The 15,077-nt window shown below is 71.8% G+C and carries 12 protein-coding genes; 7 read left to right on the top strand and 5 right to left on the bottom strand.

What is annotated here, in order from left to right; all coding sequences use genetic code 11:
• Nucleotides 1–71: 71 nt before the first annotated feature.
• The 3 genes from ACWD1Z_RS11275 to ACWD1Z_RS11265 all read left to right on the top strand — a co-directional run bounded on the left by ACWD1Z_RS11275 (nt 72) and on the right by ACWD1Z_RS11265 (nt 3,201).
• On the top strand, nt 72–1,037 hold the full coding sequence (locus ACWD1Z_RS11275) for an ArsR/SmtB family transcription factor (protein ID WP_451117586.1): 966 nt from the start codon (nt 72–74) through the stop codon (nt 1,035–1,037).
• 722 nt (nt 1,038–1,759) lie between these two features.
• Nucleotides 1,760–2,269, top strand: coding sequence for a glutathione peroxidase (locus ACWD1Z_RS11270; protein ID WP_451117585.1), 510 nt, complete (start codon nt 1,760–1,762; stop codon nt 2,267–2,269).
• A gap of 62 nt (nt 2,270–2,331) precedes the next feature.
• On the top strand, nt 2,332–3,201 hold the full coding sequence (locus ACWD1Z_RS11265; RefSeq protein ID WP_451117583.1) for a MerR family transcriptional regulator: 870 nt from the start codon (nt 2,332–2,334) through the stop codon (nt 3,199–3,201).
• 148 nt (nt 3,202–3,349) lie between these two features.
• Here the strand turns inward: ACWD1Z_RS11265 and ACWD1Z_RS11260 are convergent, their stop codons facing one another.
• The 3 genes from ACWD1Z_RS11260 to ACWD1Z_RS11250 all read right to left on the bottom strand — a co-directional run bounded on the left by ACWD1Z_RS11260 (nt 3,350) and on the right by ACWD1Z_RS11250 (nt 5,656).
• A complete protein-coding gene (locus ACWD1Z_RS11260; protein ID WP_451117581.1) occupies nt 3,350–3,541 on the bottom strand; it encodes a DUF397 domain-containing protein in 192 nt (63 codons plus the stop codon).
• Between the two features lie 216 nt (nt 3,542–3,757).
• Nucleotides 3,758–4,615, bottom strand: a complete 858-nt coding sequence (locus ACWD1Z_RS11255; protein WP_250072021.1) for a helix-turn-helix domain-containing protein — start codon at nt 4,613–4,615, stop codon at nt 3,758–3,760.
• Nucleotides 4,616–4,900: 285 nt separating this feature from the next.
• Nucleotides 4,901–5,656 carry a GOLPH3/VPS74 family protein gene (locus ACWD1Z_RS11250; RefSeq protein WP_315884221.1) on the bottom strand — a complete coding sequence of 252 codons (756 nt, stop codon included), beginning with the start codon at nt 5,654–5,656 and terminating at the stop codon, nt 4,901–4,903.
• A gap of 218 nt (nt 5,657–5,874) precedes the next feature.
• Between ACWD1Z_RS11250 and ACWD1Z_RS11245 the strand changes: the two genes are divergently transcribed.
• The gene (locus ACWD1Z_RS11245) at nt 5,875–8,379 is read left to right on the top strand and encodes a D-alanyl-D-alanine carboxypeptidase (protein ID WP_451117578.1); all 2,505 of its coding nucleotides are present in this window, start codon (nt 5,875–5,877) and stop codon (nt 8,377–8,379) included.
• A 224-nt stretch (nt 8,380–8,603) separates the two neighbouring features.
• Nucleotides 8,604–10,484 carry an MFS transporter gene (locus ACWD1Z_RS11240; protein WP_451117577.1) on the top strand — a complete coding sequence of 627 codons (1,881 nt, stop codon included), beginning with the start codon at nt 8,604–8,606 and terminating at the stop codon, nt 10,482–10,484.
• Between the two features lie 22 nt (nt 10,485–10,506).
• Here ACWD1Z_RS11240 and ACWD1Z_RS11235 read toward each other — a convergent pair whose 3' ends face one another.
• Entirely contained in the window at nt 10,507–11,340 is an 834-nt protein-coding gene (locus ACWD1Z_RS11235) for a hypothetical protein (protein WP_451117575.1), read from the bottom strand.
• 73 nt (nt 11,341–11,413) lie between these two features.
• Between ACWD1Z_RS11235 and ACWD1Z_RS11230 the strand changes: the two genes are divergently transcribed.
• Both ACWD1Z_RS11230 and ACWD1Z_RS11225 read left to right on the top strand, forming a co-directional pair.
• Nucleotides 11,414–12,199, top strand: coding sequence for an SDR family oxidoreductase (locus tag ACWD1Z_RS11230; protein ID WP_451117852.1), 786 nt, complete (start codon nt 11,414–11,416; stop codon nt 12,197–12,199).
• 126 nt (nt 12,200–12,325) lie between these two features.
• Complete coding sequence (locus tag ACWD1Z_RS11225) at nt 12,326–13,894, top strand: sodium:solute symporter family protein (RefSeq protein WP_451117574.1); 1,569 nt, start codon at nt 12,326–12,328, stop codon at nt 13,892–13,894.
• Here ACWD1Z_RS11225 and ACWD1Z_RS11220 read toward each other — a convergent pair.
• Nucleotides 13,879–14,994 carry an ADP-ribosylglycohydrolase family protein gene (locus ACWD1Z_RS11220; RefSeq protein WP_451117572.1) on the bottom strand — a complete coding sequence of 372 codons (1,116 nt, stop codon included), beginning with the start codon at nt 14,992–14,994 and terminating at the stop codon, nt 13,879–13,881. The genes ACWD1Z_RS11225 and ACWD1Z_RS11220 overlap by 16 nt on opposite strands.
• Between the last annotated feature and the right edge of the window lie 83 nt (nt 14,995–15,077).

Genomic DNA, 15,077 nt, shown 5'->3' with positions numbered 1-15,077 from the left:
GCGGTGTTCGGAGGGGCCGTTAATGTTTCGCGCAGGCGCGAAAGTGCGTGGCGGGAAGGGAGGGAGTGGGTTTGGGCTGGTGGCAGGTCAACGCGGACACGCTCGCGCGCAGCCGGTTCGTGCTCTCCCCGCTCGCGGAGACCTTCGCGAGCCTGAAGCTGCTGCACGCGGGGGTGGGCGCGCATCCCGGGGAACGGGACTGGCTGCGCGCGCACCTGCCCGGCTACCGGGCGCTGCTCGCCGCCGACCCGGTGACCGGGCTGCTGGTGCGGGCCGGGCTCGGGCGGGACTGGATCGCCGACTTCCTCACCCCTACGCCGCTGGACGGGGAGAGCTTCGAGGAGGGCGTGGCCCGGGTGCGGGCGGCCCGCCCCGAGGAGGCGCGCGCCCATCTCGTCCTCTCCCTCGCCGGTCCGCTGCCCGCCGGGCTGGACCGTGACGACCTGCCCGAGCGGGCGGCGGCGCTGCTGCGGTACGTCTGGGAGGAGACGGTACGGCCGGACTGGGACCGGCGCCGGCGGGTCCTGGAGGCGGATGTGGTCGCCCGGACCGTGCAGGTGAGCCGGAGCGGCTGGGCGGCGGTGCTGGACTCGCTGCGGCCGGGGACGCGGTGGCTCGGGGAGAGCAGGTTCCAGGTGAACCGGCACGAGTATCCGCCGCGGGAGATCTCGGGGGCGGAGCTGGTGTTCGTGCCGGTGACGCCGAAGACGGGGTGGGTGTCGTGGGAGGGGCGGGAGCGGTACGCGGTGGTCTACCCGTGCACCGGCGTGCTGGCCTCGCAGCACGACCGCCGAGCCGTTCCGACGGGCCTCGGCGCGCTGCTGGGCTCCGCGCGGGCGGGGGTGCTCGTCCTGCTCGGGGCGCCGATGAGCACGAGCCAGCTGGTCGCGGTGACCGGCCAGGGGCTCGGGTCGGTCGGCCGGCACCTGCGGGTGCTGCTGGACGCGGGGCTGGTGGAGCGGCGGCGGGCGGGCCGCTCGGTGCTGTACGCGCGTACGGCGGCGGGTGAGGTGTTGGTGGAGGCGGCGGGGGCGTGACCGGTACGGGGGCTTTGCCGGCGGTGGGTTCGGCTGCCCGCGCCGGCGGGAGTGCCGCCACGGGCTGAAGCGGGCGACGAGGGCTGACCGGTGCCCGGGGCCGCGCGGAGCGGTGGGTCCGCTTCCCCGCGTCGGCGGGGTGCCACCAAGGGCTGAAGCGGGCGGCGAGAGCTGACCGGTGCCCGGGGCCGCGCGGGGCGGTGGTCCGCTTGCCCGCGCCGGCGGGGTGCCGCCGCGGGCTGAAGCGGGCGGCGAGAGCTGACCGGTGCCCGGGGCCGCGCGGGGCCGTGGGTCCGCTTACCCGCGCCGGCGGGGTGCCGCCGCGCCCACCCGTGCCGCCCTGCGGCACGACTGCCCGCGGCTAGGGGGCTACGCGGCGGCCCCTGCCGGGTGGGGCCTCCGCCTGCGGCACGACTGGCAGCGGCTGCGCGACTGCGCGACTGACCCTGCGGGCGAGGTCTCTCGCCGCGGCACCACTGGCCGCGGCTACCGACCCACGGAGCCACGCGAGTGGGACGGCGGCCCCTGCCGGGAGGGCTCTCCCCTGCGGCACGATTGCCGCCGGCTGGGCGGCTGCGCGGCGGGGCCTGCCGGGTGGGCCCCCTGCGGCACAACCGGGCGCGGCTGGGCGGGTGTGTGGCGGGCCCTGGCGGGTGGGGCCTCTCAGAGCGGCACTACAGGGCGCGGATCCGGAGCCGCGCGGGCGGGGCTAGCATCGCCGTATGACTGTAGATGGCATTAATGGTGGTCCTCTTGGTGTGGAGATCGGGGCGCTTCAAGGGGGGTCCGCGGAGGTCAAGCAGTATGTCGGGCAGGTTGTGCTGGTGGTGAATGTGGCTTCCAAGTGTGGGCTGACACCGCAGTACTCCGGGCTCGAGCGGCTGCAGGAGCGGTACGCGGAGCGGGGGTTCACCGTGCTCGGGGTGCCCTGTAATCAGTTTCTCGGGCAGGAGCCGGGCAGCGCCGCGGAGATCGCCGAGTTCTGTTCGGCGACGTACGGCGTGAGCTTCCCGATGACCGAGAAGGTCGAGGTGAACGGCGCGGGGCGGCATCCGCTGTACGAGCGGCTCGTCGGGTTCGCCGACGCCGAGGGGCACAGCGGTGACGTCCGCTGGAACTTCGAGAAGTTCCTGATCGGACGGGACGGCCAGGTCGTCGCCCGGTTCTCCCCGCAGACCGAGCCGGACGCCGCGGAGGTCGTGGCGGCGGTGGAGAAGGCCCTCGGTCAGTAGCGGTTGACCTTGCCCCTGGGGCAGGGCCGAGCGTCCTCCGTGCCGGGCGGAAAGGCCACCCGGTGACGGAGGATGAGGCCGTGGACGACGAACTGCTCACCATCGGCGCGTTCGCCGCGCGGGCGAGGCTCTCGGCCAAGGCACTGCGCCGGTACGACCGCCTCGGGCTGCTGGCGCCCGCGCACATCGACGAGGTCACCGGCTACCGCTACTACCGCGTCGGCCAGATCGAACGCGCCCGCACGGTCGCGCTCCTGCGCCAGCTCGACATGCCGCTCGCCCGCGTCGCGGAGATCGTCGAGGCGCCGGACGCGGCCACGGCCGCCGACCGGCTCGCCGCGTACTGGGCGGACGTCGAGACCCGGGTGGCGGGGCAGCGCACGCTCGCCGAGTACCTCCGTGGACGGCTGTCGGGAAGGAACTCCGAGATGTACGAGAACGTCGTGGTCGAGACCGTGGACGTGCCCGAGCAGGTACTGATCACCGAGACCCGGCACGTGCTGGCGGGCGAACTGCCGGCGTGGATCGGCGCGTCGCTGGGACGGCTGGAGGAGGCGGCGAAGGAGTGCGGCGGAATCACCGCGGCGCCGTTCGTCGTGTACCACGCCGAGGTGTCGATGGACAGCGACGGACCGGCCGAGTCGTGCGTGCCGGTGGCGGACGAGGCGGCGGCAAGGGCGTGGGCCGAGCGGCAGGGCCGTACCCACGGGGCGAAGGTGCGGGTGGAACCGGCCCAGCGGCTGGCGTACACCCGGATCACCAAGGCGCAGGTGGCCCATCCGCAGATCCTGGCCGCCTTCGAGGCGGTGGAGCAGTGGATCCCCCGGCAGGGGCTGCGGCAGGCGGGCCCGTGCCGCGAGGTGTACTTCGCGGACTGGGACGCGGCGGGCGCCGGGGACCCGGTCTGCGACGTCGCCTTCCCGGTGAGGTGAACGGCCGTGCCCGGCAGGCGCGGTGTGCGGCTGCCGGGCACAAGCCGAGCCCCCTCGGCAAGGACGGCGGGCTCGTCGAGAGGGCTCTTGGGTCGTGCTTGTGGAGTTGTCGGTCATCGTCGGTCGGGACTCAGGGAAGCAGTCCCCCTTACGCCTTGACCGAGGCCACGAAGGCGTTCCACGCGGTCGCGGGAAACGCCAGGACGGGACCTTCGGTGACCTTGGAGTCCCGGACGGCCATTGCCGACAGGACCGGGGACTTGATCTCGACGCAGGCGCCATTGCCCTGCGAGTACGAGGACTTGACCCACGAGTCGGTGACGCCCTGCTTGATTGCCATGTTCGCTCCGGTAACCAGTTGCTGAGTGCTGTCGCGTGCCGGACGGGTGTCTTGAGGTCCGCACGGCACGTTTTCGCCAACGGTGTTGTTCGGTGGCGTGATCGACGCTACTCGCCACCATCGATGTGCGGAGCGACTATTCACTCGACTGGATGGCATATTCCAGTGGGGACTTCCGCCGGGACTGGCCGAAGGTGTATCTTCCGGCGCCGCGGATCAGCGGGCGTAGTCCTTGGCCGCGTTCGCGATGAACTCGCGGCTCTGGTCGGCGTTCAGCGCCTGGGCGCGCAGGTGCTCGTACATCACGCTGTACTTCTGTACGTCCTGCGCCTTCTCCAGGTAGAGGTCGCTGGTCACGCCCTCGATGTAGACCACGCTGGAGTCGGCGGCGTCCGGGAACTCCAGGATCGCGTACTGGCCGCTGACGCCGGGGTGGGCGCCCATGGTGAACGGGATCAGCTGCACGGTGACATGGGGCAGCCGGGACATCTCGATGAGGTGCTCCAGCTGCTCGATCATCACGTGCCGGCTGCCCACCTCGCGGCGCAGCGCCGCCTCGTCCAGGACGGCCCACAGGCGCAGCGGGTTCTCCGGGGCGGAGATACGTTCCTGTCGGCGCAGGCGCACCTGGACCCGCTTGTCGACGTCGGTCGGCGCGACCTCCGGCAGCGCGCCCGAGATCAGCGCCTCCGCGTAGCTCTTGGTCTGCAACAGGCCCGGGACGACCTGGGGGTCGTACACCCGGAGGCTGGCCGCGTCCGTCTCCAGGCCGATGTAGACGCTGTACGGGATGTCGCCGAAGGAGTGCCACCAGCCCTGCTGGCGGGAGTCCTTGGCCATCTGCATCAGGGAGTCCACGATCCGGACGTCCTCGACCTCGTAGACCCCGCACAGGTCACGGACGTCGCGCTGGCTGATGCTGCGCCGGCCGTTCTCCAGCCGGCTGATCTTCGACTGGGAGACCAGCAGCCGCTCGGCCACCTCCTCGGCCGTCATGCCCTTGAGCTCGCGGAGCCGGCGCAACTCCTGACCCAGACGGCGGCGCCTGACAGTGGGATTGACATTGGACGCCACGGGACGTGCACCTCCGGCTGCAAGTACTGCTTGCGACTTTGCGTATCTGCTGTTGAGCAGATTGCCACCAAGGTGCTTTCTACCGCTGGGAAACGGTGGATATGCGCTGCGTACACGCCAGTTCGGGCACATGCGGCCGCGCGGGGCGGCGGGGCCGTGTCGTCGTCCGGACACATACGGCCCCGCCACCCCGCGCGGACCAGCGGCTCCCGTACCGGGCCTCGGGGACTGCGGTGCGGCGCTCAGTCGTGCGGAATGCGGTGGTGTACGTCGTGGCGCTACGGCTCAGTGCGCCACGACACGCGCCATCGAACCTCGGCGCGGTTGCATCGGAACACCGCGGGCGGGTTCCGGTGCGGCCCTGCCTCCGGCGGCCGGCTGGCGGCCCGCCGGTGCCGGGCTGCGGCGCGGCTGGGCCGCGACGCCGTTCTGGACGTCCATCACGGCGTGCGCGACGAGACCGCCCATGGGGTCGTGTCTGATCAGGTCCCGCAGCCGGGAGCGAGAGGAACGTCCCTCGTTGCCCGGATACAGGTGCTTGCCGAGACCGACCGCGTGCGCCAGTGCGGCGAGCGCCGCGGTCCGCGGGTCCGGTGGTACGCCGGTGCGGATCGCGGAGTCCAGCCGGGATCTGATCTCCCTGCTGATCTCGTTGTCGGTCGCCTGGTAGCGAGTCGTCGGCAGCACCCCGCACATCTGTCCCGCCACGGCATGCACCATGCCGCACCGTTCCAGATGCGAGAGGTAGGTCTGGCGCAGCCCCAGGCGGGGCCCGCCGATCCAGTGGACGGCACGCACGGGAGCGCCACGCCTTCGCAGCAACTCCAATGCGCAGTCCAAAGTCGGATCTCCAGTCGGCCGTGGTACGACCACGGCGATACGATCCCCGTCTGGGGCTATCCGTCCGGCCAGCGCCAGCTCCACTAGCTGTGCTCCGGCCAGACCGAGGTCGAGCGACTGCGGCTGTGCAGTGGTACCCGTGGCCGGGTCCAGTGCCAGCAGCAGAAGCTCCTCCGGAATTGTTCTGCGGCTCCTGCCCATCCATGCCTCCCCGCGTGGATGAATGACAGGGTGACCCCTCTCACATTGGTCTGTCGAGGGTGCGTGACCTGTTTGTAAGGGAACCAGTAGGTATGTCGTTCTCGTCTAACGCGTCGGTCAAGCCCGCACACAGGACACTGGTACATGGTTCGGACACCGCTGCGAAGCGGTGTCCCGGGCGGCGGCGGTTCAGACGGAGCACGGTCTAGGAGGCATCGGTGGCGGGCGAGTCCCCCGACAGTTCGAAGCAGCGCGAGTCGTCGGCAGAACCGACGTCGGGGAGCGCGGGTCCGGTTCCGGAGGCGCGGAACGAATCCACCGACCCCCGTCTCGCCATGGCCCGCGCGGCCGTGGACACGGCCACCCGGGTCCTGTCGGCCCAGGAGCTGGCGGACGCGAGGAAATCTTCCCCGGACCCGGAACCCCCCACCCCCAAGCCCGACGACGACCGCCTGCGCGCGGCGGTGGCAGCGTGGGTAGCCACGGACACCGACCCGTCGGAGGCTCCGGGCAGCGCGGAGGGTCCGGCCAGCGCGGAGGAGCGGGCCGGGGCGTCGGATACGGCGGAGGAGCGGGCCGGGGCGTCGGATACGGCGGAGGAGACCGGCGAGGCCGAGGCGGACACCGGCGCCGGCGCCGAGGCCGACACCGGCGTTGGCGGCGAGCCCGACGCTGAGCAGGCGGCGCAAGCCGCCACCGAGACGCCCGAGGAGCAGCCGGAGAGCGACAGCGCCGAGGCGGCCCCGAAGGACGCCACACCGGAGCGGGACGCGTCTGCGGCCCCCGAGGACGACCGCCCGGAGCCGGAGGCGTCCGCGGACGCCGAGAGCCCCACCCCCGCCGCCGAGCCCGCCGACGCGGAGCCGGACGGCGCCAAGGGCGCTGCCGCGGACGCCAAGGCTCCCGTGGACGACGAAAACGCTCCGCACGCCGGGCAGACCCCCGCGGGTGGCAAGGCGGCCCCGGCCGCCGCTGGCAAGCCCACCTCGGACGCCAAGACTCCCGTCGGCGCCAAGGGCGCGCCCGCTGACGCGAAGACCGACGCGGGCGTCGAGCCGCAGACGGCCGATGCCCAGCCTGCCGGGAAGGCCGACCCGCGGGACACCGCCGCAGCCGCCGACGGCGAGGTCCCCCCGCCAGGGCCACCCGCAGCCGACGACGAAAGCCGCACGGGTGGTGCGGGTGGGAAGCAAGACGCCGCCGCAGGCGGCGCTCCCCGGGCCGGGAAGGCCGAGCCGCAAGACGCCCCCGCAGGCGGCGTCGGTCGGGTTGATCAGCCCACGACCGCCTTCCGGGCCGTGCAGCCCCAGCCCCGGCCTCGGCCCTCCGTGGATCAGCCGACCAGCAAGTTCGTCGCCCTCAAGCCGGACATGCCGGCGAAGTCGGAGGTCACGACCGCCGTTCCGCAGGTCGGGCCCGAGCGCACCACGCAGCAGCCGCTGCCGCCCAAGCCCCCGCTGGACCTGCTCGCCGAGCTGACGAACACTCCGCCGCCGCCGGAGACGCCTGTCCGCACTCTGGTCAGGCGGGTCAAGATCTGGACCCCCCTCGTCCTGCTGCTGGTCGTCGTGTTCGCGATCGTGCAGGCCGTACGACCGCTCCCGACGCCCACGCTGGACCTCACCGCGGAGTCGACGTACACCTTCGACGGCTCCCGGGTCGACATCCCCTGGCCCGCCGACGGACAGGCCGCGCTCGACGTGCAGGGCATCGGCTCCTTCGGCTCCTCCGGTGACCAGAAGCCCGTCCCGATCGCCAGTGTCGCCAAGGTCATGACGGCGTACGTCATCCTCCGCGACCACCCGCTCAAGAGCGGCGCGGACGGCCCGAAGATCAAGATCGACCAGGCCGCCGAGGAGCAGTCGGACGCCGGCCAGGAGTCCACCGTGGACGTCTTCGCCGGTGACTCCATCACCGAGCGCGAGGCCCTGGAGAGCATCCTCATCGCGTCCGCGAACAACGTGGCCCGCCTGCTGGCCCGCTGGGACGCCGGGTCGGAGAAGGGGTTCGTGGAGAAGATGAACGCCGCCGCCGACGACCTCGGCATGACCAACACGACGTACACCGACCCCTCGGGCCTGAACAACACGACGGTCTCCACGGCCGTGGACCAGGTCAAGCTCGCCAAGGCGGCGATGGAGTTCCCCGTCTTCCGCGAGGTCTCCGCGATGATGTCGTACGACGACTACAAGGGTAAGAACCACGGCAACTGGAACCAGCTCGTCGGCAAGAACAACGTCGTCGGCATCAAGACCGGCACCACCACCTCCGCCCTCGGCAACCTGGTGTTCGCCGCGAAGCAGAAGGTCGGCGGCGAGATGCGGACCATCGTCGGCGCCGTGGTGCGCCAGCCGGACACGGGCGGCGGCATCCTCGCCGCGGCGCTCGACTCCGGCGACCGGCTGATCCGGGCCGCGCAGGGCGCGCTGGAGTCGGCGACGCTGCTGAAGAAGGGCGACGTCGTCGGTTACGTCGACGACGGCCTCGGCGGCCGGACCCCCGTCGTGGCCACGAAGGACGTCAAGGCGGCCGGCTGGGCGGGCCTGAAGGTGGAGCTGGACTTCGCCGCCGACGCCGTACCGCACGAGGCGAAGGCGGGCACCAAGGTCGGCACGCTCACCGTGGGCGACGGCGGCACCGCGGGCGCGGTCAAGGTACCGGTGGCGCTGAAGTCGGACCTCGTCGAGCCGGGCTTCACGGACCGGCTGACCCGCATCGGCTGACCCGCATCGGCTGACCCGCATCGGCTGACCCGCCGCGCAGCGCAGCCCGCCGGGCGGCCCCCACCCCGGGAGCCGCCCGGCGGGCTGCGTGCTAGCGTCACGAATCGGGTCAGGTCGTCGTTCACACGGCGCGACCGGGGAACCCTCAGGGACAGGGCCGACAACACGCGGGAAACGGGACGCGGCCAGAACAGCAGCCAGGACACCACGGGAGTGCCTTGACGGTGGCCACCGCCGAGCCGAAACACGCCGACGACGCCGATCCGGGCCCGGAAGCCGGCCCGCGAATACGCGTACCCGCAGCTTCCCCGCAGGACCGCCAGGAGGAGCGCGAGGAGGACCCTCCCTCCCCCGCGAAATCCCCCGCGAACTCCCGCGCGAAGGCCGCCTTCCTCACCGTACGTGAGCGTCTGCTGCGGCACCCCGTCCTGTCCGTCACCGCCCTGGCCGGCGTCCTGCACGTCGTCTGGTTCTTCACCTCCGCCAACAGCGGCGGCGACCTCGCGGCCCAGGACGCCTGGGCCGAGTTCGTCGGCCGCCACCCGGACTCCGCGTACAACCTCGCCTGGTACGGCGGCATGCACCCGGTGTCGTACAGCGTGGTCTCGCCGTATCTGATGTCGGTGCTCGGCGTCCGTACGACGATGATGATCGCCGGGACCGTCTCCGCCGGGCTGCTCACGCTCGTCCTCATCCGCAGCCGGTCCGTGCGCAATCCGCTGTGGGCGGCGCTGGCCGGGGTGTTCGCGTTGCTGTGCAACGCGGCCTCGGGGCGGGTCACCTTCGGGCTCGGCATGATGTTCGCGCTCGGTGCGGTGGCGGTGGTTTTCTGCTGGCCGTACCCGTGGCGCTACAAGCGCTGGGCGAAGGCGCTGTGCGCCGCCCCGCTGGCCGCCCTCGCGACGATGGCCTCGCCGGTGGCCGGTCTCTTCGTGGGGCTGGTCGCGGTGGCGCTGTTCCTGCAGAAGCGGCGGCCGGGCGCCTGGGCGCTGGGGCTCGCGCCGACCGCGGTGGTGGCGGTGTCGGCGTGGCTGTTCCCGTTCTCCGGGACGCAGCCGATGAACGTGGCCTCGGTGCTCCTGCCGTTCGCCTCCGCGGTGCTGGCCCTGCTGCTCGTCCCCAAGGAGTGGACGACGGTCCGGCTGACCTCGGCGGTGTACGCGCTGTCGGTCGTCCTGGTGTGGCTGATCAGCTCGCAGATCGGCTCCAACATCACCCGGCTGTCGATGCTGTTCGCGGGGGTGGCGCTGGTGGCGGCGCTGCCGTTCACGGTGCCGCGCTCGCGCAAGTGGTACGCGATCGTGCTGTCGGTCGTCGGGTTCAACGTGTGGATCGGCGTGAAGTCGGTCGTCGACATCGTGCACACCACGCCCGCCGCCTCCTGGGCCCGCGAGCTGGCCCCGCTGGTCAACGAGCTCCAGGAGGTCGGCGCCGAGAAGGGCCGGGTGGAGGTCGTGCCGGTCCGCTCGCACCGGGAGGCCTCCGCGCTCGCGCCGTACGTCAACCTCGCGCGCGGCTGGAACCGCCAGGCCGACATGGAGCGCAACCCGCTCTTCTACGACGACACCCTGAACTCTGCCAACTATCTGGAGTGGCTGAGGCGGTGGGCCGTGCACTACGTCGTGCTGCCGAAGGACAAGCCGGACGGGGACGGCGGGGAGCGCGAGCGGCAGCTGGTGCAGCGCGGGATGCCGTATCTGAAGCAGGTGTGGGGCGACGCGAACTGGCAGCTGTTCCAGGTGCTCGACCCGGCGCCGCTGGCCGAGCCGAACACGGTGGTGGAGCGGGCCGAGCAGGGCGAGTGGACGATGCGGGTGAGCAAGCCGGGGCGGGTGCTGATCCGGATCCCGTACTCGCCGTGGCTGAGCATCGTCGACGCCGAGGGCAGGAAGCTCGACCCGCCCCGGGAGACGGAGGCCTCCGAGGACCGTCCCGACGGCGAGCCGAAGGCGTACGACAACGTCAACGGCTGCCTGATGGAGACCGAGGAGGACGCGCTCGGGGACAAGTGGACGATGCTGGTGGCCCCGAAGGCGGGGACGTACCGGCTGGCGGCGCCCTACGACGTGCCGCGCGGCACTCCGTGTCCCGACGAGCTGAAGTAGCCCGGCCCCGTCCCCGGCCCCGTCAGCGCAGCCGGTCCACGTACCGGTCGGTGCCCGGCACCGTCGGCACGAACGGCGCGAGCAGTTCCAGCGTGCCCAGGCCCGACTCGGCGACCTGGGTGTCGATGCCCGTGAACCACGGCTCCCAGCACTCCCGGGGGTCCGCCTCCAGGAACCACAGCAGCGTCAGCCGGGTGTCCACGCCCTCGACCTGCTTGACGTAGCTCATCCGGTCGCCGGGCAGGGGGGTGGGCCGGAAGACGGTCACCATGGCCGCCGGGGAGCCCGTGAGGCGCCGGGGCAGGTGGCGGGAGCGCAGCCACTCCAGCAGTTCCGCGCGCCGCTCGGCCGAGGCGGCGTCGATCACCTCCAGCACCAGGCCCGCGTAGGGGTGGTCCAGCGCGTGGACGTCGCGCGGTCCCGCGGCCCCGTCCCGGTACACGGTCGCCTCGTGGTCGTGGAAGGCGGTGAAGACGTGGGTACGGTCCTGGTAGACGCGGGCGTCCCGGTTCAGGCGCTGGTTGATGGCGACGGTCCACTTCATGTGGTCGTCGTAGCGTCCTGCCGTGATCCAGTACGTGGAGAGGTAGCAGCCGGTGGTGACGGGCCGGGCGACGGCCGACTTCTCGGGCACGCGCAGGAGTTGCAGGTCCCGGGTGGCGACCCAGCGGCGGCCCGCGTACATCCAGGGCATGGCCATGGCGCCGGCGTAGTAGTGGTCGTCCTCGTACCAGCGGTTGTAGGCGTACTCGTGGCCCGGGTGCGGTTCGACCAGGGTGATCAGGGCGTGGCCCGGGCGGACGCCGTACGGGCCGACGGCGGCCAGTTCGGCGTAGACGTCGCTGTGGGTGTCCATGGCGTTCCCCTTTCCTCGCGTCGCTCATACTCTGACGCTCCGTCAGATGATTGACCAGAGAGGGGAAGCGGCGATGTCCCTGCTCCACGGCAAGACGGTGGTCGTCTCGGGGGTCGGGCCCGGACTCGGCCATCAGGTCGCGGCAACGGTCGTACGGGACGGGGGGAATGCCGTGCTGGGGGCGCGGACGGAGGCCAACCTCGCCAGGAGCGCGGCCGGGATCGACCCGGGCGGGGCGCACACGGCGTACCGGCGGACCGACATCACCGACGAGCAGCAGTGCCGGGAGCTCGCCGGGCTGGCGCGGGAGCGGTTCGGGCGGATCGACGCGGTCGTCCATGTGGCCGCCTGGGACAGCTGCTTCGGGGGCCTGGAGGACGCGGACTTCGCCACCTGGCAGTCGGTGCTCGACGTGAACCTGCTGGGCTCCCTGCGGATGACCCGCGCCTGTCTGCCCGCGCTCAAGGCGGACGGCGGCTCGGTGGTGTTCATCGGGACCCAGTCGGCGGTGGCCGCCCCCTCGCAGGTGCGGCAGGCCGCGTACGCCGCCTCCAAGGGGGCGCTGACCAGCGCGATGTACTCGCTGGCCCGGGAGCTGGGGCCGCACCGGATCCGGGTCAACTCCGTGCTGCCTGGGTGGATGTGGGGGCCGCCGGTGCGGGCGTACGTCCGGTTCGCGGCGCGGTCCGAAGGGCTGGCGGAGGATGCCGTGCTCCAGCGGCTGACGGAGCGGATGGCGCTGCCGGAGCTGGCCACGGACGGGGATGTGGCGGACGCGGTGGCGTTCCTGGTGTCGGACCGGGCCCGGGCGATCACCGGACAGTCACTGCTGGTCAACGCCGGGGAGCTGATGCGATGAGTTCAGATATCTGAACCAGAACCATCATGCCGAATACTTTTACCTCCCTTTGACCTTACGCCCGCTTGTCGTGTTCACGCGCCAGCGCCCACGATGAGCGCCGGGCTGAACCCTGGGAGGGCGCACATGAACGGTCTCGACTGGGCCGTGCTCATCGGCTACTTCGGCGTGATGGTGGCGATCGGCATCTGGTCGCACAAGCGCGTGGACAACGTGAGCGACTTCTTCACGGCCGGCGGGAAGATGCCGTGGTGGCTCTCCGGCATCTCGCACCATATGTCGGGCTACAGCGCGGTGATGTTCACCGGGTACGCGGGCATCGCCTACACCTACGGCGTCACGTCCTTCGTGACCTGGTCCTTCCCGATCGCCCTGGGCATCGCCATCGGGTCGAAGCTGTTCGCGCCGCGCATCAACCGGCTCCGCTCACGGCTCCACGTGGCCTCCCCGCTGGAGTATCTGAAGAACCGGTACGACCTGAAGACCCAGCAGGCCCTGGCGTGGTCCGGGATGCTGCTGAAGATCGTGGACGTGGGCGCCAAGTGGGCGGCGATCGCCACCCTGCTGTCGGTGTTCACCGGGATCTCGCTGAACCAGGGCATCCTGATCACGGGTTCCATCACGGCCGTGTACTGCACCATCGGCGGGCTGTGGGCGGACGCGCTGACCGAGCTGGGCCAGTTCGTGATCCAACTCCTCGCCGGTGTCGCGATGTTCGTGGCCGTGGTCATGGAACTGAACGACAAGGGCATCGGGTTCTTCGGCGCCTGGGACGAGCCGGAGCTCCAGGGCCACGGTGAGCCGCTGGTGGGGCCGTACGGGACCGTCTTCCTGCTGGCCTTCCTGTTCATCAAGCTGTTCGAGTACAACGGCGGCATGCTCAACCAGGCGCAGCGGTACATGGCGACGAAGAACGCGCGGGAGGCGGAGCGGTCGGCGCGGCTGTCGGCGATCCTGTGGCTGGTCTGGCCGCTGGTCCTGTTCTTCCCGATGTGGATGTCACCGCTGCTGGTGGAGTCGCAGAAGCCGGACGGCTCGGACTCCTACGGCCTGATGACCGAACAGCTCCTGCCGCACGGCCTGCTGGGTCTGGTCATCGTCGGCTTCTTCTCGCACACCATGGCGATGTGCTCCTCCGACGCCAACGCCATCGCCGCGGTGTTCACCCGGGACTGCGCGCCGGTGATCTGGCGCCGGGCGCGCGGCTGGAGCGAGGGGCAGGGCCTGCGGGTGGCCCGCATCGCGACCGTGACCTTCCTCGGCCTGTCCATGGCGGCGGCGACGCAGGTCAACTCGCCGACGTTCGGGGACATCATCACGGTGGTCATCAAGTGGGTGGCCGGTCTGATGGGCCCGATGGCGATCCCGATGATGCTCGGCCTGCTGCGGCCGTTCCGCCGCTCCGGGCCGACGGCGGCGCTGACCAGCTGGTCGATGGGTCTGCTGGCGTTCTGGCTGGTGAACTACCCGATCAACTGGAACGTCGACGGTGGCGTGCCGTTGCAGTACCAGGTGTCCATTCCGCTGGCCGTGTCCCTGGTGCTGTACATCCTGATCGGCTTCATCAAGCCGGAGGACACCCCGGAGCGGATGGCGATCATCGACAAGGTGAACTCGGACGACGACGGGTCGGCCGCCGCGGCGGTCCCGGCTCCGGCCGCCCCCCGGGACGAGGTGGCTCAGCCGCGCGGATAACGGGCGAGCCAGCCCGGGGACGAACCCGCCGGACCGTGCAGCGCCGGGCCCTGGGTCATCTCCATCGCGAAGTCGTCGGCCAGTTCCAGGATCGTGGAGCGGCCCTCCAGCTCGGCCAGCCAGGCCGGGGGGAGGGCCGTCTCGCCGTGCAGGGCGCCCAGCAGGCCGCCGGTCAGCGCGCCCGTCGCGCCCGAGGGGCCGTCGTGGTTGACCGCCAGGCACAGGCCATGGCGGACGTCCTCACCCACCAGCGCGCAGTACACGGCCACCGCAAGTACGCCCTCCGCCGTGCCCTCCCCCAGCAGTTCCTCGACCCGGGCCGGCGTCGGTATCCCCTGCCGTACCGCCCCCAGCGCGTGCTGGAGCGCGTCCGATACGGGCTGATGGCCGGGGCGGGCCGCCAGCAGCGCCAGCGCCCGCTGCACGGCCCCGTCGAGGCTCTCGCCACAGGCCAAGGCATGCACGATGACGGCATACGCGCCCGCCGAGAGGTACCCCACCGGGTGGCCGTGCGTCTGCGCCGCGCACTCGATCGCCAGCTGGGCCACCAGTTGGGGCTCCCAGCCGACCAGGAGCCCGAAGGGCGCCGACCGCGCCGCCGCCTCCGGTCCCGCCTCCCCCAGGTTCTTCGGCGCGTCCAGCGTGCCCATGATCTCGTCGCCGAGGCCGAGCAGCAGCGACCGGGACGGGTCGCGGCGGGCGTACAGCCACTCCTCCAGGGCCAGCCAGCCGTTCTCCTTGCGCCGCTCGTCCGGACCCCAGTCCCGCTGGGTGGCCGCCCACCGCAGGTAAGCCCGGTGCAGGTCCGTCGGCGGATGCCAGGCGCCCGTGTCCCGGCGGACCTGGGCCCGTATCAGCCCGTCGACGGAGAAGAGGGCGAGCTGGGTCAGGTGCGTCACGGCGCCGCGACGGCCGTACCCGAGCCCCAGATCGACCAGGCCCTCGGCGCCGTACGCCTCCCTGATCCCGTCCAGGCTCAGCCCGTCCACGGGTGCCCCCAGCGCATCGCCCACGGCAGCACCGAGCATCGTGCCGCGCACGCGGCTACGGAAGTCCTGCTGCTCGGAGCGGCCCCAGACGGCGCCCGTTGTCGCACCCACGTTCAGCACTGTAATCGACCAGGAACGGTCGGTTCAGGGGGCGGAATGGTATGCGGGGTGTGCACCAAGTGAACCGGAGTGAT

The sequence above is a fragment of the Streptomyces sp. NPDC002784 genome (assembly GCF_053592135.1).
The sequence above is the reverse complement of the archived record's forward strand: the minus strand, read 5'-3'. Positions and strand labels throughout refer to the sequence as shown.